At 53.2% G+C, this 16,404-nt stretch carries 24 protein-coding genes and 2 tRNA genes; all 26 read left to right on the forward strand.

The genetic code is table 11. The annotated features are described in order from the left end of the window. Positions 1–6 precede the first annotated feature (6 nt). Positions 7–612: a 50S ribosomal protein L18 gene (locus tag ACZ5ER_RS04165; protein WP_050002749.1), complete on the forward strand. Its 606-nt coding sequence runs from the start codon at positions 7–9 to the stop codon at positions 610–612. Further along, positions 609–1,316, forward strand: coding sequence for a 30S ribosomal protein S5 (gene rpsE, locus ACZ5ER_RS04170; protein ID WP_050002750.1), 708 nt, complete (start codon positions 609–611; stop codon positions 1,314–1,316). The genes ACZ5ER_RS04165 and rpsE overlap by 4 nt, the downstream gene beginning before the upstream one ends. Positions 1,317–1,327: 11 nt before the next feature. Continuing rightward, positions 1,328–1,795 carry a 50S ribosomal protein L30 gene (locus tag ACZ5ER_RS04175; protein ID WP_050002751.1) on the forward strand — a complete coding sequence of 156 codons (468 nt, stop codon included), beginning with the start codon at positions 1,328–1,330 and terminating at the stop codon, positions 1,793–1,795. An 11-nt stretch (positions 1,796–1,806) separates the two neighbouring features. Then, complete coding sequence (locus ACZ5ER_RS04180) at positions 1,807–2,253, forward strand: uL15m family ribosomal protein (RefSeq protein ID WP_464934862.1); 447 nt, start codon at positions 1,807–1,809, stop codon at positions 2,251–2,253. Positions 2,254–2,282: 29 nt separating this feature from the next. Further along, on the forward strand, positions 2,283–3,734 hold the full coding sequence (secY, locus tag ACZ5ER_RS04185; protein ID WP_050002753.1) for a preprotein translocase subunit SecY: 1,452 nt from the start codon (positions 2,283–2,285) through the stop codon (positions 3,732–3,734). Between the two features lie 70 nt (positions 3,735–3,804). Next, positions 3,805–4,395: an adenylate kinase gene (locus tag ACZ5ER_RS04190; RefSeq protein WP_050002754.1), complete on the forward strand. Its 591-nt coding sequence runs from the start codon at positions 3,805–3,807 to the stop codon at positions 4,393–4,395. Continuing rightward, positions 4,388–4,912: a DUF106 domain-containing protein gene (locus ACZ5ER_RS04195; RefSeq protein WP_050002755.1), complete on the forward strand. Its 525-nt coding sequence runs from the start codon at positions 4,388–4,390 to the stop codon at positions 4,910–4,912. Before ACZ5ER_RS04190 ends, ACZ5ER_RS04195 begins: the two co-directional genes overlap by 8 nt. Positions 4,913–4,954: 42 nt before the next feature. Beyond that, positions 4,955–5,227, forward strand: coding sequence for a 50S ribosomal protein L34e (locus ACZ5ER_RS04200; protein ID WP_050002756.1), 273 nt, complete (start codon positions 4,955–4,957; stop codon positions 5,225–5,227). A 10-nt stretch (positions 5,228–5,237) separates the two neighbouring features. After that, positions 5,238–5,804 carry a (d)CMP kinase gene (cmk, locus tag ACZ5ER_RS04205; protein ID WP_050002757.1) on the forward strand — a complete coding sequence of 189 codons (567 nt, stop codon included), beginning with the start codon at positions 5,238–5,240 and terminating at the stop codon, positions 5,802–5,804. A 13-nt stretch (positions 5,805–5,817) separates the two neighbouring features. Further along, complete coding sequence (locus ACZ5ER_RS04210; RefSeq protein WP_050002758.1) at positions 5,818–6,069, forward strand: 50S ribosomal protein L14e; 252 nt, start codon at positions 5,818–5,820, stop codon at positions 6,067–6,069. Between the two features lie 143 nt (positions 6,070–6,212). Beyond that, positions 6,213–6,383, forward strand: a complete 171-nt coding sequence (locus tag ACZ5ER_RS04215) for a type II toxin-antitoxin system HicB family antitoxin (RefSeq protein WP_144244822.1) — start codon at positions 6,213–6,215, stop codon at positions 6,381–6,383. Between the two features lie 89 nt (positions 6,384–6,472). Then, positions 6,473–7,477, forward strand: a complete 1,005-nt coding sequence (locus ACZ5ER_RS04220; RefSeq protein WP_464935098.1) for an RNA-guided pseudouridylation complex pseudouridine synthase subunit Cbf5 — start codon at positions 6,473–6,475, stop codon at positions 7,475–7,477. 1,081 nt (positions 7,478–8,558) lie between these two features. Further along, the gene (locus ACZ5ER_RS04225) at positions 8,559–9,629 is read left to right on the forward strand and encodes a hypothetical protein (RefSeq protein ID WP_464934864.1); all 1,071 of its coding nucleotides are present in this window, start codon (positions 8,559–8,561) and stop codon (positions 9,627–9,629) included. After that, positions 9,626–10,339, forward strand: a complete 714-nt coding sequence (locus tag ACZ5ER_RS04230) for an ABC transporter permease (RefSeq protein WP_050002761.1) — start codon at positions 9,626–9,628, stop codon at positions 10,337–10,339. The genes ACZ5ER_RS04225 and ACZ5ER_RS04230 overlap by 4 nt, the downstream gene beginning before the upstream one ends. Then, positions 10,336–10,779 carry a hypothetical protein gene (locus ACZ5ER_RS04235; RefSeq protein ID WP_050002762.1) on the forward strand — a complete coding sequence of 148 codons (444 nt, stop codon included), beginning with the start codon at positions 10,336–10,338 and terminating at the stop codon, positions 10,777–10,779. Before ACZ5ER_RS04230 ends, ACZ5ER_RS04235 begins: the two co-directional genes overlap by 4 nt. Continuing rightward, positions 10,776–11,501, forward strand: coding sequence for an ABC transporter ATP-binding protein (locus tag ACZ5ER_RS04240; RefSeq protein ID WP_464934865.1), 726 nt, complete (start codon positions 10,776–10,778; stop codon positions 11,499–11,501). The genes ACZ5ER_RS04235 and ACZ5ER_RS04240 overlap by 4 nt, the downstream gene beginning before the upstream one ends. Positions 11,502–11,597: 96 nt before the next feature. After that, positions 11,598–12,266: a hypothetical protein gene (locus ACZ5ER_RS04245; RefSeq protein WP_050002763.1), complete on the forward strand. Its 669-nt coding sequence runs from the start codon at positions 11,598–11,600 to the stop codon at positions 12,264–12,266. A 243-nt stretch (positions 12,267–12,509) separates the two neighbouring features. Then, the gene (locus ACZ5ER_RS04250; protein WP_464934866.1) at positions 12,510–13,097 is read left to right on the forward strand and encodes a class I SAM-dependent methyltransferase; all 588 of its coding nucleotides are present in this window, start codon (positions 12,510–12,512) and stop codon (positions 13,095–13,097) included. Beyond that, positions 13,083–13,169: transfer RNA gene (locus ACZ5ER_RS04255), tRNA-Ser, on the forward strand. Before ACZ5ER_RS04250 ends, ACZ5ER_RS04255 begins: the two co-directional genes overlap by 15 nt. A gap of 43 nt (positions 13,170–13,212) precedes the next feature. Next, positions 13,213–13,662, forward strand: a complete 450-nt coding sequence (locus ACZ5ER_RS04260) for a 30S ribosomal protein S13 (protein WP_050003941.1) — start codon at positions 13,213–13,215, stop codon at positions 13,660–13,662. 10 nt (positions 13,663–13,672) lie between these two features. Then, positions 13,673–14,215 (forward strand): 30S ribosomal protein S4, encoded by a 543-nt coding sequence (locus ACZ5ER_RS04265; protein ID WP_050002764.1) that lies wholly within the window; start codon positions 13,673–13,675, stop codon positions 14,213–14,215. Further along, positions 14,212–14,634, forward strand: coding sequence for a 30S ribosomal protein S11 (locus tag ACZ5ER_RS04270; RefSeq protein ID WP_050002765.1), 423 nt, complete (start codon positions 14,212–14,214; stop codon positions 14,632–14,634). Before ACZ5ER_RS04265 ends, ACZ5ER_RS04270 begins: the two co-directional genes overlap by 4 nt. Before the next feature lie 29 nt (positions 14,635–14,663). Beyond that, positions 14,664–15,446 (forward strand): DNA-directed RNA polymerase subunit D, encoded by a 783-nt coding sequence (locus ACZ5ER_RS04275; protein ID WP_464934867.1) that lies wholly within the window; start codon positions 14,664–14,666, stop codon positions 15,444–15,446. Position 15,447: 1 nt separating this feature from the next. Then, positions 15,448–15,535, forward strand: a tRNA-Leu gene (locus tag ACZ5ER_RS04280). Positions 15,536–15,595: 60 nt separating this feature from the next. Then, the gene (locus ACZ5ER_RS04285; protein ID WP_050002767.1) at positions 15,596–15,961 is read left to right on the forward strand and encodes a 50S ribosomal protein L18e; all 366 of its coding nucleotides are present in this window, start codon (positions 15,596–15,598) and stop codon (positions 15,959–15,961) included. 6 nt (positions 15,962–15,967) lie between these two features. Next, entirely contained in the window at positions 15,968–16,396 is a 429-nt protein-coding gene (gene rplM / locus ACZ5ER_RS04290) for a 50S ribosomal protein L13 (RefSeq protein ID WP_050002768.1), read from the forward strand. The last annotated feature ends 8 nt before the right edge of the window (positions 16,397–16,404 follow it).

Genomic DNA, 16,404 nt, shown 5'->3' on the forward strand with positions numbered 1-16,404 from the left:
AGATAAATGGCGAGAGGACCGAGGTATAGGGTTCCCTTCAGGAGGAGGAGAGAGGGTAAGACCAACTACCACAAGAGGCTCAAGCTCCTCAAGGGCAAGAAGCCGAGGCTTGTCGTGAGGAAGACCCTCAACCACCACATCGCCCAGATCATCGTCTACGACCCGAAGGGCGACAGGACTGTGGTTTCAGCCCACACCAGGGAGCTCATCAGGGACTTCGGCTGGAAGGGGCACTGTGGAAACACCCCAAGCGCTTACTTACTTGGCCTGCTCATCGGTTACAAGGCCAAGCAGGCCGGCATCGAGGAAGCCATCCTCGACATAGGCCTTCACCCGCCGACCAGGGGTTCAAGCGTCTTCGCAGTCCTCAAGGGTGCGGTTGATGCGGGCCTCAACGTCCCGCACAGCGAGGAGATATTCCCAGAGGACTACAGGATAAGGGGCGAGCACGTGGCTAACTACGCCAAGGCCCTCAAGGAGGAGGACGAGACGCTCTATAGGAAGCAGTTTGGTGGCTACCTCGTCAGGGGCCTTGAGCCCGAGAAACTGCCGGAACACTTTGAAGAGGTTAAGGCCAAGATAATCAAGAAGTTTGAGGGGGCGAGAGAATGAGCGACCCGAGAGAGATTGCCCAGAGGGTTCTTGAGGAGTGGGAGCCGAGGACCAAGCTCGGCAGGCTCGTCAAGGAGGGCCAGATAACTGACATTCACGAGATATTCAGGAAGGGTTACCAGATAAAGGAGCCGGAGATAGTTGACGTCCTCCTTCCGGAGGTCAACCTCAGGGAGAACCAGGAAGTCCTTGACATCGCTCTCACCGTCAGAATGACCGACAGCGGTAGGAGGATTCGCTTCAGGGTTTTGGCTGCCGTCGGCAACAGGGACGGTTACGTTGGCCTCGGAATCGGCCACGGGAGGGAGGTTGGTACCGCCATCAGGAAGGCCATCAACTACGCCAAGATGAACATCATCGAGATCAAGCGCGGCTGTGGAAGCTGGGAGTGCAGGTGCAGGAGGCCGCACTCAATCCCGTTCGCCGTCGAGGGCAAGGAAGGTAGCGTCCGCGTCAAGCTCATGCCCGGACCGCGTGGACTTGGTCTCGTTATCGGTGACGTCGGCAAGAAGATACTCACCCTCGCTGGCGTTCAGGATGTCTGGTCCCAGACCCTCGGTGAGACGAGAACCACCGTTAACTTCGCCAAGGCAGTTTTCAACGCGCTCTACAACACCAACCGCGTTGCCATACAGCCAGGTATGGAGGAGAAGTACGGTATCGTCGTTGGCAGGGCGATGCCCCAGAGCTTCACCCTTGAGTGAGGTGAGAGAAGATGGCAAAGCTTGCACTCATAAGGCTTAGGAGCGGGATTAGGGCGAGGGGCGAGGTTAGGGACACCCTCGCCATGCTTCGCCTTCACAGGATTAACCACCTCGTCATAGTCGACGACACCCCGAGCTACCGCGGAATGATACAGAAGGTCAAGGACTACATCACCTGGGGCGAGATAGACAAAGAGACCCTCGTCAAGCTCCTCAGGAAGAGGGGCAGGCTCGTCGGCAACAAGCCGATTACCGATGAGTACGTCCAGGAGAAGCTTGGAATTAGCCTTGAGGAGTTCGCCGAGAAGGTCATCAACGGCGAGATGAAGCTCAGGGATTTGCCAAACATCAAGCCCGTCTTCAGGCTCCACCCGCCGAGGGGAGGTCTCAAGGGAAGCAAGAAGCGCTCCTTCAAGGAGGGCGGTGCCCTCGGCTACAGGGGCGAGAAGATTAACGAGCTCATTGAGAGAATGCTCTGAGGTGGCGAGAGATGATTAGGAGGAGGAAGAAGGTTAGGAAGCTTCGCGGGAGTCACACTCACGGATGGGGGTGCAAGAAGAAGCACCGCGGCGGCGGAAGCAAGGGCGGCCGCGGTATGGCGGGCACGGGTAAAAGGAAGGACCAGAAGTTCACCTGGACCATCAAGTACGCCCCCGACCACCTCGGCAAGCGCGGCTTCCACAGGCCCAAGGCCGTTCAGTACATCCCCAAGGTCATCAACCTGAGCGACATCGACGAGAACTTCGAGCTCTTCAAGGACATGGGCGTCATCTACGAGGAGGAAGGAAAGCTCGTCTTCGACGCCACCCAGCTCGGCGTTGATAAGGTTCTCGGTACCGGAAAGCTCACTAGGGCCATAGTCGTCAAGGCCCACTACGTGACTCCCAAGGCCGAGGAGAAGATTAAGGCCGCTGGCGGCGAGGTTCTCCTCGCCTGATTTCTTTCAACTTTTGGCGGGTGTCGGCTATGGGAAAGGTAAGGGACATTGTATACGCTATTGAGCGCTATTTCCCCGAGGTTGAAAGGCCGAAGAGGCACGTTCCGCTCAAAGAGAAGTTCATGTGGACTGGAATAGCACTGCTGTTGTACTTCATACTTGCTGAAATCCCGCTGTATGGAATCCCACCCAGGGTTCAGGATTACTTCGCAACGCTCCGCTTCGTTCTCGCCGGTAAGAGCGGTTCGCTTTTAACGCTGGGTATCGGTCCAATCGTTACCGCGAGTATAATCATGCAGCTTCTCGTTGGTTCTGAGATAGTTAGGCTCGACCTCTCAAATCCTGAGGACAGGAGGTTTTACCAGGCCGCCCAGAAGCTGTTCGCTGTGTTCATGAGCTTTTTCGAGGCGGCTATCTACGTCTTCGCCGGTGCATTTGGTAAGGTCAACACCGGGATAGGTGCGTTCCAGACCGTTACCACTCCCAGCGGGTTAGTCTACATTGGGCTGGGCCTTGCAATCCTGATAATCCTCCAGCTTGGCTTTGCGTCCACCATGCTCATACTCCTTGACGAGCTCGTTAGCAAGTGGGGAATAGGCAGCGGTATCAGCCTCTTCATCGCCGCTGGAGTTTCCCAGACCGTCATTTACAAGGCTCTCGCTCCTATACCGAGCACTGAGTACATTGACCCGCTCACCGGTGAGCCTGCACTGGTCGGTGCAATTCCCGCCTTCATCCAGCACTTGATCCACGGCGACATAACCGGTGCAATATACCGCGGAGGAACCCTTCCCGATATCGTCAGGCTACTTGGCACTATAGTGGTGTTCCTCGTGGTCGTTTACCTGGAGAGCATGCGCGTTGAGATACCGCTCAGCTACGGTCGCGTCACCGTCCGCGGGAGGTACCCGATAAGGTTCATGTACGTCAGCAACATCCCGATTATCCTCACCATGGCACTCTACGCAAACATCCAGCTCTGGGCCAGGCTCCTCAACAACTACGGCATAACCGTACTGGGAACTTTCGGTGAGAACGGCTACCCGGTAAGCGGTTTCGTGACCTACCTCTACCCGCCGAGGGACATCTTCCACGTCGTAAACGACCCCGTAAGGGCCATTGTCTACGCAGTGATGACGATATTCTGGGCACTCATCTTCGGTTTTCTCTGGGTTGAGCTGACCGGCCTCGATGCCAGGAGCATTGCCAGACAGCTCCAGCGCGCGGGACTCCAGATTCCGGGCTTCAGGCGCGACCCGAGGATACTTGAGAGGGTCCTTCAGCGCTACATCCCGTACGTTACATTCTGGGGTTCGTTTACTCTCGCACTGGTCGCAGTGCTCGCGGACTTCCTTGGGGCCTTGGGTACCGGAACCGGAATCCTCCTTACCGTCGGTATACTCTACAGGTTCTACGAGGAAGTAGCCAGGGAGCAGGCGACTGAGATGTTCCCGGCCCTGAGAAGGTTCTTTGCCAAGTGACCCTTTCTTTTTTGCAAAACCTTTTAAGCCCGCTTTTCCTTACCTTACCAGAACTCCCTGGGTGAGAGCTATGCCCTTTGTAGTCATGATCACAGGCATTCCAGGAGTTGGTAAGAGCACCATCACAAAGCTTGCCCTCAAGAGAACCAGGGCCAAGTTCAGGCTCGTCAACTTCGGAGACCTAATGTTCGAGGAGGCGGTTAGGGCGGGCCTTGTCAAGCACAGAGATGAGATGAGGAAGCTTGACCCAGCGACCCAGAAGGAGCTCCAGCTCAAGGCCGCGCAGAAGGTCGTTGAAATAGCCCGCGAAGAGCCCGTTTTGCTCGACACCCACGCGACAATCAAAACGCCAGTTGGTTATCTCCTTGGTTTCCCCAGGGAGGTTATTGAGGTTATAAACCCCAACTTTATCGTGATAATTGAGGCGACGCCGAGCGAGATACTCGGAAGGCGTCTCCGCGACCTCAAGAGGGACAGGGACGTCGAGACCGAGGAGCAGATTGAGAGGCATCAGGACCTCAACAGGGCGGCGGCGATAAGCTATGCGATGCACTCTAACGCCCTCATAAAGATAATTGAGAACCATGAGGATAAGGGTCTGGAGGAGGCCGTTAATGAGCTCGTCCAAGTACTTGACCTGGCGGTGAGCGAGTATGATTGAGGGGATATACCAGTTCCTTGACAGCATTTTTGGGCCGTTCATACTGAACTACCACCCAATCTGGGTAATCACGGTAGCTGGCGCAATAATCGGTGGTTTCTATACGCTGATCTACTACTTCTTCACGGACATCGAAAAGCACAAGAAGCTCCAGGAGCTTGCCAAGGAAGTCCAGAAGGAGATGAGAGAGGCCCAGAAGAGCGGTGACGAGAAGAAGATTAGGAAGGCCCAGCAGAAACAGCTGGAGCTCATGAGAATGCAGAGTGAGCTGATGAAGCAACAGATGGTGCCGATGTTCCTCACGATGCCACTCTTCATGATATTCTTTGGCTGGCTCAGGAGATGGTATGTGGAAGTGGCAATAGCTAAGGCACCGTTTGACTTCTTCGTCTTTGACCTCTTCCACAGGTGGCAGCACTCCGCCCTTCCCCCGAGCGAGCTCGGTTACGTTGGATGGTACTTCCTTACCAGCTACGCTGTGGGTATGATACTTAGAAAGCTCCTTGACATGGGATAAATTTAAAAACGCTCCGCTAAAAAGGGTTCCGAGGTGAGAGATATGAAGCCGATGTACCGCTCAAGGTCATGGAGGAGGAAGTACGTCAGGACTCCGGGAGGAAGGACTGTAGTCCACTTTGAGAGGAGGAAGCCCAAGGTTGCCCACTGTGCTATGTGCGGAAGGCCCCTCAACGGCGTTCCGCGCGGAAGGCCGAGCGAGCTCAGGAAGCTTCCGAAGACCGCAAAGAGGCCCGAGAGGCCGATGCCGCACCTCTGCCCGAGCTGCATGAGGAAGGTCATGAAGGCTCAGGTAAGATCCGCCATAGCCCTCTGAAGGTGTGCCTATGCCGAAGGGCTGCCTCGTAATAACCGTCAGCGGTCTGGCCGGTTCCGGAACCACCACCCTCTGCAGGAACCTGGCCAGGCACTACGGCTTCAAGCATATCTACGCCGGACTGATATTCCGGCAGATGGCCGAGGAAATGGGTATGACCCTCCAGGAGTTCCAGAAGTATGCGGAGCTCCACCCTGAGATAGACCGCGAGGTTGACAGGAGACAGGTCGAGGCAGCCAATGAGTGTAACGTCGTTATTGAGGGTCGCCTCGCTGGGTGGATGGTCAAAAACGCTGACCTCAAGATATGGCTCGGCGCTCCCATGATGGAGCGCGCCAAGAGGGTCGCCCAGAGAGAAGGCATCTCCGTTGAGGAGGCCTACATCCAGATTGCCGAGAGGGAAAAGCAGAACAGGAAAAGGTATTTAAACCTCTACGGTATCGACATCGAGGACAAGTCCATTTACGACTTGATTATAAACACTGCCAAATGGGGTCCCGATGGGGTCTTCGCGATTGTGAAGGCCGCCATCGACCACCTTTACCCCGACGGTGACGCGGGGTCAAACAAAAATTAAGGAGGTGGGATGAATGCCAGCTATTGAGGTCGGAAGGATTGCCGTCGTTATAGCCGGAAGGAGGGCCGGTCAGAAGGTTGTCGTTGCTGACATAATCGACAAGAACTTCGTCCTCGTTACCGGCGCTGGCCTCAACAAGGTCAAGCGCAGGAGGATGAACGTCAAGCACCTCGAGCCCCTTCCGGAGAAGATTAACATTGAGCGCGGTGCCTCCGACGAGGAGATAAAGAAGGCCCTCGAAGAGGCCGGCGTAAGCCTTGAGTGAGGGCTTTCCCTCACTCTTCTTCCAATAAGTTTCTTGACGGCGTTTTCCCCTTTTCTGGAGGTCGTCGGTTTGGTTAGTTTTCAGCTACTCCTTCATTAGGTGGATTTATTAAGTCTGGACTCGAACTCCATGGGGGTGATGAGATGCAACTCCACGCCGTCATCTGGGAGGAAGAGGGCGTTTACGTCATCCGGGAGGTCTTCACAGGGGTTACCACTCAGGGAGAGACGATAGAAGAGGCAATTGAGAACCTCAAAGAGGCCGTTGAGCTGTACCTTGAGGAGTTTCCAGAGCTGAGCTTCACAAAGAGTTAAAAGCCGGTACGTTGATGGGAGTCCTGAGACTTGCTCAGATAAGCAAGGAGGACTTTATCAAAGCGCTGGAAGACCCGTAGGTGATGCTCATGGCGAGGGACGAAGTGAGGAGAATCCTTCCCGCTGACATAAAGCGAGAGGTTCTGGTTAAGGACGAGAAGGCCGAGACGAACCCGAAGTGGGGCTTTCCCCCTGAGAAGAGGTCCATTGAGATGCACATGCAGTTCGGCATAATCAACCTCGACAAGCCCCCCGGACCGACGAGCCACGAAGTTGTCGCGTGGATTAAGAAGCTCTTCAACCTCAGCAAGGCCGGCCACGGCGGAACCCTCGACCCCAAGGTCAGCGGTGTCCTCCCGGTGGCGCTGGAGAGGGCTACCAGAGTAGTCCAGGCGCTCCTCCCTGCCGGTAAGGAGTACGTGGCCCTGATGCACCTCCACGGTGACGTTCCCGAGGACAAAATCTTCGCCGTTATGAAGGAGTTCCAGGGGGAGATAATCCAGAGACCACCTCTGAGGAGTGCCGTCAAGAGACGCTTGAGGACGAGGAAGGTCTACTACATCGACGTGCTTGAGATTGAGGGCAGGGACGTGCTCTTCCGCGTTGGTGTCGAGGCCGGAACCTACATCCGTTCGCTCATCCACCACATAGGCCTGGCCTTGGGCGTTGGAGCGCATATGGCCGAGTTGCGCCGTACCAGAAGCGGTCCCTTCAAGGAGGACGAGACGCTGGTGACGCTTCACGATTTGGTGGACTACTACCACTTCTGGAAGGAGGACGGCATCGAGGAGTACTTCAGGAAGGCGATACAGCCGATGGAGAAGGCGGTTGAACACCTGCCCAAGGTTTGGATTAGGGATTCCGCCGTTGCGGCGGTAACGCACGGCGCGGACCTGGCCGTCCCCGGAATAGTCAAGCTCCACAAGGGCATAAAGAAGGGTGACCTCGTTGCGATAATGACCCTCAAGGACGAGCTGGTTGCCCTCGGAAAGGCCACGATGACGAGCGGTGAGATGCTCCAGCGGAGCAAGGGCATAGCGGTTGACGTTGACAAGGTCTTCATGCCGAGGGACTGGTATCCAAAGCTCTGGTAGAAACTTTGCCAAGCAAAGTTTCATCAAAGTTGGTAGCTCCTTACTTCAGAGTTAACTTTTGAGGGATTTTCCTTATTTACTGATTCAGTTTTGAGTATGAGAATTCTCCTAGTTGCTTCTTAAGTGGGGGTTTAACTTTGGAATCGACGCCCGAAGGGCGTCAAAAGAGAGTAAACCTTTTGTAAGGGCTGTTTAAGGGAGTTCTCCTTTGAAAAGTGCGATTTTACAGACAAAATCTACCCTACCTGAGCCGTTGGGTAAAGAGCTACTAACTTTTGGTGAAGCTTTTTCCAAAAGCTTCCTCCGCAAGCGCCGGCGGGAGATTTAGTGCTTTTTTAACTTGCGCTAAGTTTCTCAGTGGGTTTTGTTCTCAACTTTGCTTTTTGGTGAGTGTTCCGCTTTTTAAACGGCGTCCGAAGGACGCCAATAATGACTCGGAACCGCTTTGGATTTTTTAATAAATGTAACCCCCTGTTTGAGAGTGCATCCTTATCGGGCACCTGCTATTGTTTTTGCTTCTTTGGAGGGGATAGCGTTCTTTTCGCCAGCCTTTCCTAAATACTGTTTTAAATCTCTACCCATCTTAAGCTGTTCTTATTTGTATTTACCACATAAGCACTAAAATTTATATATAATAATTGCGAAGTTTTTTTGAAAACCCTTCGAGAGGTGATAAAGTGCGCCGAGTAGTTGTATTGTTGGTGTCTCTTTGGGTGGTGCTGAGTACCGCAGCAATGGGCATGGCATGGGGAGCAGGTCGGAGTATGGAAGAGGAATCCTCGGCAGAGATAGAAGAAGCCCTAATAAGGGATCCAGTAGTCTGTGATCATGATTATGTCTCTAATGGTATTGGTACCCCCCACTTGACTCTTTGTGGAAAAGCCAGTTAGAGTAATCCACCCTGGCTTTATGCCATAAATGTTGATGCATGGACGACAGGTAGTTGTGGCATATACTATGTGTCTCCAGTACCCAGTAAGGCGTATCTCTACGTTGAAGTAACGGCATACTCTGATTGTGGAAAGTTAAATGCAATGATTAATTGGATAGAGGGATATTAATTGGATGAAAAGGTGAGAACATGAGGCGGCCTACCCTCCTCTTTCTGTTTTTCCTTTTGATACTGCTGTCCCCACTAACATCCGCTCAGCCTTACTGGCTCAAAGAGGGCGTTTATTTTAAGTATGTGGCTGAAGGAGAGCATTCCGTGGCTATAACCCAGGATTCATCCACTTACAGGGGCTCCTATGGTGAGCTGTTCTGGAGGGTGGTGAAAGTTGAAAATGGCCTTGTCACCGTTGAGGCTGTTTTAAAAGCGGAGAACCTGACTGAAGAGCGCTATACTGAGCTCCCACACGAAGAAGCCCTCAAAAGATTAAATGAGCTAATCTCTCTTTACGAAGGAAAAGAGCCCTCAACAACTATGGGCTCCTGCAGGCTGTATCCCGTGGAAAACGAGACGTGGGGAAAGGGCATAGCAAGGATCTGCAACGAAACGGCTTCCATCGAATTCTCGAACTATACATATGCGGTTTTGGTTGAGCGAGATAAAGGTTTAGAGTTCATCAGAAGGGCCGTTCCAAAAATTGTGAGAAGGACAGTCTTTGAGATTGACCTGAGAGATAACGTCTTAGTCTACAATGGAACTCCTCTGGGAAAAAACCTTCTTTTTATACTTCCCGATAAAATTCCACAGGAAGGAGAGGTTCTGTTTAGTGTTCTTGGTCAGGAAGTGAAAGTTACAAAGAGCATAATCCTTAACGATACCGTAATTCATACACCTTTCAGGACATTCAAACCTCCCATACTGTTTATTCGGACAAATATGGTGGCTGGCAATGGGTGGCAAGGTATGAGCGGCATCTACTACGATATGTCGAGTGGAATTCTGGTGACGGGTTTTATGCCAGTATCACCGCTCTGGGAAGCTTTTGGGTTCTCATCGGTGGCCCTATTTGATGAAGACTCCAAAAGAAGCAGGGGGGAGATGGGAGGGTTTGGAATGGTTCTGGCAGACACAAACGCGGAGTTAGTCCTGACAAAACGTCTGACCGGGGTGGAAATCCCGAAGCTCTCTTTCATCGTCTTTATCCTTTCCGTGTTTCTGCTCGCCGTTTGTGGGGCGGTAAAAATCAGGAGGTGGGATGCATGAGAGCGCTCGTTAAGCATGAACTCCAGGAGCCCACTAAACTCTCAGTCCTCCTCCTTTTTAGCGTCCTTATCTCAGCCGCATATAAAGCATTTCTCATTGGTTACAAGAGTAGCTTCTCCTCCACTTATCCTCACTTCCACTTACACAGGGTTTTCGTGGAAATGGGCCACTCTAATATGACCTTTTACCTTTTTGCAACTCTTATGGCCTCATCTATTGTAGGAATATCCACGAGAACTGAGAGGGACACTGGAGTTGCACTGAGCATCTATGCCCTCCCGTATTCAAGGAAGGCCATTTTGACGGCCAAGTTCTTTTCGAATTTCCTCCTGATTTTTGTGTATTCTCTGGCACTTCATGTTGTTGTGTTTGTCCTTCACTTCTCCGGGACTCTTGAAGGTGTCTTGAATGCCTTGCGTGAAGGTATTCCTTTTGTAATCATCTTCTACATCATCGTTACGTTCTATGTCGTGTCACTGTCATCTTTCGTCGCCATTTCATCTCCAAACACATACGTGGCAATCATGGTATCATTTTTGGCCCTATATTTCCCTGTTCTGGCTAACATTAAATGGCTGATGCCAGCCCTCACTGAATGGTGGGAAGCAGGGCTTAGCACCTATGCAACGTCCTTCAAGACCCTGATTTTTCTCTCCACCGTGCTTTTCATTGCCTATATCATCATAGGGGAGCGGAGGGATGTTAGATGAGGACTCTGAAATTCTTCCTTTCGTCAGTCTTAATCCTGATTTTTGTCTCCCTGCTATTCCAAGTGAGGTTTTCCACCGATGACCTCGTGTATCACTCAATCGGTATAGGGGGAAGTGAATACGGGGGCGTTTACTCCCCCTCCGCAGCCTCGGTTGAGGTGTCTCTGTCCTGCTCCAATAAAACTCAGGTATTTGTCAGGGACGTAGAAGAGAATATCCCCATTTATACCATAACGGTTTATGGGAGCGATTTAGTCCCCATGATTTTTCCACATCCCGGTCACTATGAGTTTTCTTTGAATTCCACCGAGACACACTGCTCAATAATTATAAAACCCATAGAGGTCGGGTTCCCTACTGAAAACTGGAACGCTCACTTTATTTTGGGCTCGCTAACTGCCCTTTCGCTGGCCTTCCTGATCTGGAGGGATGGACGATGATAATTGAAGCAAAAAACCTCCAGAAAAGGTTCGGCCCAATCGTAGCTCTCGATGATGTGAATATTAAAGTCCCCAAGGGCCTAACCCTGCTCTTGGGGCCCAATGGGGGAGGGAAATCAACGTTCATGAAGCTTGCCCTGGGTCTTTACAAACCGACCAGGGGAGAGATAAAGCTCCTAGGAAGGAACCCGTGGAAAGACGCGAACGTACGAAAAAATGTGGGCGCCTCTTTTGATCCTCCCGCACTCCCAAAGTTTGTGAGCGGCAGGGAGTGGCTGTCTTTTCTTGCGGAGGGCAAAGGCGTTGATGCCGAAGAAGAGATAGCCAAAGTCTCTGAAATGTTCAATCTGGAAGCCTTCCTGAACAGGAGGATAGATAGGTACTCCTCAGGGATGCTCAAGCGTCTGAGCATAGCCCAGGCCTTTATCGGAGATCCCAGGGTGGTTTTTCTCGACGAACCTCTGGCCAACATAGACTTTGACAGTGTTGCGCAGATTGTCTCAGTTATCGCCCAAGAAAAGGAAAAAGGGACGAGCTTCGTGGTAATTTCCCATATATGGGAGCCCCTGCTGCCACTGGCGGATTACGCGGTGGTGCTAAGCGCGGGCAGGGTTTATCTAGCAGGAAGGGTGGGGGATGTGAAAGAAGGTTTGGAAAACCTATTTAAATCTAGCAACTTCTCTATTAGGCATTTCTCGAAATCACCCGGTTCGGATCTTTAGTAGCAGCAGAAAAATCTGTGTGTAGTAAAATTCTTGATAACGATTAATTAAGGTGCTGTCTGAAGCGCTGGCACGATAAATGCTGAGGTGGTTAGCGTGAAGCGCTCTAAGACTCTATACTCTGCCCTTCTTCTTGTTTTTCTGTTAATTGCTGGTGGAACTTATTACCTCCATGTTCGAGATTCTGGTAATACGATGGAACCCCAGATAAAGTTCAATGCAACGGGTCTTGACTCAATAGGTCCGAACATGACTCTCGTATACAAAGCCCGAGAATACTCTGGGAAGACACTCGTCCAGAACTCGACGAGAACCTTCATCATAACCCGGGAGGGAAACACTACTAAAATCCTTGAGAGGTTTAAAATCGAATGGCGGGCGCCCGATTACTCGATTTCTAAAGGAGAAAACCGAGCTGAGATAGTTGGCTCAAACTCCATTGTCTATCAATCTGATGGTTCAATCTTCGTTGAAGGGGAACGGGCTGAGGTCGAGCTCTTTAGGATTGGATACCCCTACTCTCCCGTATTCGAGCGACTAAAGGCTGAAAAGGGCTACACCCTAAGGCTATGCTGTGCCAATCTCACTGTGGAGGATGTGAGGACTATAAACGGGAGAGAATGTATCATAGTGAAAGCGGAAACTGAAGATGCCACTCTCAAACTTCTCATCGACTCCAAGACTCGCCTGCTCCTGTGGGATTACGGGGTTTCCAAAGACGTGAAGGGTTCATGGTGGGAGGACTGGCTGGTTTCCTCTAAGTGAGAGATCCCATGGAAGCTTTCCAAAAGCTTCAGCGCCGGCGGAAGAGTTAGTGTCTTTTTAGAATTTTTTGCTGATTTTTATTGGGGTTTTCTGTGTATCTCAGGGTAACTAGTTTGATTTAACCCTCTCAGATTGCTCTTTTGTTAGTGCACAATTGACCTTTTGCCCATTAATAAGGAGGACACTCTTTGGTCAAGCTTTGCGCAAGCAAAGGTTGATAAACCCCTCAACGAAGCACCGCACATGAGCCACTACTACTCCGAGGAGCCAAACGTTCCGCTGAAGACGAAGACGATAGAGGTCTGCATTAGGGGTTACTGCTTCAAGTTCATTACAGCGAGCGGTGTCTTCTCCTTCGGGAAGCTCGACAGGGGCACGGAACTTCTCATAGAGAACATGGTTCTCGATAGGAACTGGCGCGTTCTGGATTTAGGCTGTGGATACGGGGCAATCGGGATAGTTGCATCGCGCTTCGTCGACTACGTCGTCATGACCGACGTGAACAGGCGCGCAGTTAGCATAGCGAGGAAAAACTTAAAAATCAACGGCGTTAGAAACGCCGAAGTTAGATGGGGCAGTCTCTACGAGCCCGTTAAAGGCGAGAAATTTGAGGCAATCATCACCAATCCCCCCGTGCACGCGGGAAAGGATGTGCTGAGGGAAATAGTTATAAACGCTCCCCTGCATCTCAACGATGGTGGCCTCCTGCAGCTGGTGATTAAGACGAAGCAGGGGGCAAAGTATATTAAGGCCCTCATGGAGGAGACCTTCACCGAAGTGAGAGAACTCGCCAAGGGGAGCGGTTACCGCGTGTACGCCGGGATTGCCTAGCCTGGGAAGGCGCGGGCCTTGAGAGCCCGTGGGCGTTTGCCCGCCGGGGTTCAAATCCCCGTCCCGGCGCCAAAATCCCTTTGATTCCCAAGAGGGATTGGGAGGTGTGTTGATAATGACCGAGAACTTCAGGCACATAGTCCGCGTTGCGGGCGTTGATTTGGATGGACACAAGCAGTTGAGATGGGCACTGACAGGGATTAAGGGAATAGGGATAAACTTCGCAACGATGGTGCTCAGGGTTGCAGGACTCGACCCCTACATGAAGGCCGGATACCTCACCGACGAGCAGGTCAAGCTGATCGAGAAGATACTTGAGGATCCCGTTGCCCACGGAATCCCGGCTTGGGCCGTCAACAGGCCGAAGGACTACGAGACCGGTAAGGACATGCACCTCATTACCGCCAAGCTCGTTATGGCCTGGCGTGAGGACGTCAACAGGCTCAGGCGCATCAGGGCTTACCGCGGTATAAGGCACGAGCTCGGACTGCCGGTTCGCGGTCAGAGAACCAGGTCGAACTTCAGGCACGGAACTACGGTCGGTGTTAGCAGGAGGAAGAAGTGAGGTGGTGTAAATGGGAGACCCGAAGAGGCAGAGAAAGAAGTATGAGACTCCCTCTCACCCGTGGATTAAGGAGAGGCTTGACCGCGAGAGGGTTCTGAAGAGGAAGTACGCCCTCAAGAACAAGAAGGAGCTCTGGCGCCACGAGACCCAGCTCAAGGAGTTCAGGCGTAGGGCGAGGCGCCTTCTCGCCGCCCGCGGTAAGCAGGCCGAAATCGAGAGGCAGCAGCTCCTCCAGAGGCTCCACAGGCTCGGCCTTCTCCCGGCCGACGCCGTTCTTGATGACGTTCTCTCACTCACCGTCGAGGACGTCCTTGAGAGGCGCCTCCAGACCATCGTCTACAAGAAGGGGCTCGCCAGGACCATCAAGCAGGCCAGGCAGCTCATAGTCCACGGCCACATCGAGGTCAACGGCCAGATAATCCGCTCACCTGGCTACCTCGTCCTCCGCGAGGAGGAGGACACGATAACCTACGCTAAGAACTCACCCTTCGCTAAGGAGTCCCACCCGGAGAGGGTTGTTATTGAACAGGCCAAGCAGGGTGGTGAGGCATGAGCGAGGAGCAGACCCAGCAGGTTAGCCTTAAGAAGAAGGAGAAGTGGGGAGTTGCCCACATTTACTCCTCTTACAACAACACCATCATCCACATCACCGACATAACCGGCGCGGAAACCGTCTCCCGCTGGAGCGGTGGTATGGTCGTCAAGGCCGACAGGGACGAGCCCTCTCCCTACGCGGCTATGATTGCCGCCAGGAGGGCCGCCGAGGAGGCCATGGAGAAGGGCTTCGTTGGAGTCCACATCAAGGTCCGCGCCCCCGGAGGAAGCAAGAGCAAGAGCCCCGGTCCGGGTGCCCAGGCTGCCATTAGGGCCCTCGCCAGGGCTGGCCTTAAGATTGGGCGCGTCGAGGACGTCACGCCCATACCGCACGACGGAACCAGGCCCAAGGGCGGTAGGCGCGGAAGGCGCGTCTGACCCCTACAACTTCTTTTTTGGTGATGCAAATGGAGCCGAAGTTTGAAATTCTTGAAAAGAGGGAGGACTCGATAAAGTTCATCGTCAGAGGCATAGATGTTGCCTTCGCCAACGCCCTCAGGAGGACTATTTTGGCGGAGGTTCCGACCTTTGCGGTTGACGAGGTCGAGTTCTTTGAGAACGATTCCGCCCTTTTCGACGAGATAATCGCCCACAGGCTGGCTATGGTTCCGCTCACAACGCCCGTCGAGAGGTTTTCGCTCGATTCGCTTGAACTTGACGACTACACTGTCACGCTCTCCCTCGAAATTGAGGGGCCGGGTATGGTCTACTCCGGCGACCTTAAGAGCAGTGACGAGGGGGTAAAGCCCGCGAACCCGAACATACCGATAGTCAAGCTTGCTGAGGGGCAGCGGCTTACGCTCAACGCCTACGCCAGACTCGGCCGCGGTAAGGACCATGCCAAGTGGCAGCCGGGCTTTGTCTACTACAAGTACCTCACGAAAATCCACGTCAGCAAGGAAGTTCCCGACTGGGGGGAGCTCAAGGAGCTCGCAGAGAGGCGCGGCCTTCCCGTTGAAGAGACCGAGGACGAGCTGGTCATAACCACCACGAAGGCTTTCTATCTGCCGAGGAAGTTCGAGGCCTACGAGGGCGACAAGATCCGCGAAGAGGTAGTGCCCGGGGCATTTGTCTTTACGGTGGAGACAAACGGAGAACTCCCCGTTGAGGAAATCGTTAGCATAGCGCTCAAGATACTCATGAGGAAGAGCGATAGATTTATAAACGAACTCCATAAATTAGCCGACTGACGCGGGGGTAGCCGAGCCTGGCCAAAGGCGCGGGATTCAGGGTCCCGTCCCGTAGGGGTTCCGGGGTTCAAATCCCCGCCCCCGCACCATAATGCTCACCCCGTCCACCTGTCGGTTTCCCTGCGAGAGCGTTGAGAGGAGGTATGTTCATGGTCAAGAGAACCGGTCCTACTGACATCAACCTGAGAAGGCTCATTCGGGCACTCAGGAAGAAGTCGAACGAGGAAGGAGTTAAGATTTGGAAGGACATCGCCTGGCGCCTTGAGAGGCCGAGGAGGCAGAGGGCCGAAGTTAACGTCAGCAAGATAAACCGCTACACCAAAGAGGGCGACACCGTCATCGTTCCGGGAAGCGTCCTCGGTGCAGGAAGGCTTGAGCACAAGGTCACCGTTGCCGCCTGGAAGTTCAGCGAGACCGCCAGGAAGAAGATTGTCGAGGCCGGTGGCGAGGCCATCACCATCGAGGAGCTTATGGAGAGAAACCCGAAGGGTAGTGGAGTAATCATAATGGAGTGATGGGCCATGAGGATTATTAACGCTGAAGGACTCATACTCGGAAGGCTCGCCTCGAAGGTTGCCAAGATGCTCCTCGAGGGCGAAGAGGTCGTCATAGTCAACGCCGAGAAGGCCGTCATCACCGGAAACCGTGAGGACATCTTCGCCAAGTACAAGCAGAGGACCGAGCTCAGAACCAGGACCAACCCGAGGAGGGGTCCGTTCTACCCGAAGAGGAGCGACGAGATAGTCAGGAGAACCGTCAGGGGCATGCTCCCCTGGAAGACCGACCGCGGGAGGAAGGCCTTCAAGAGGCTTAAGGTCTACGTCGGCGTTCCCAAGGAGTTCGAGGGCAAGGAGCTTGAGACCATAAGCGAGGCCCACATGTCGAGGCTTGCCACGCCGAAGTACGTCACCGTTGGTGAAGTGGCTAAGTTCCTCGGTGGAAAGTTCTGAGGTGAGAA

This window comes from Thermococcus marinus, assembly GCF_055389025.1.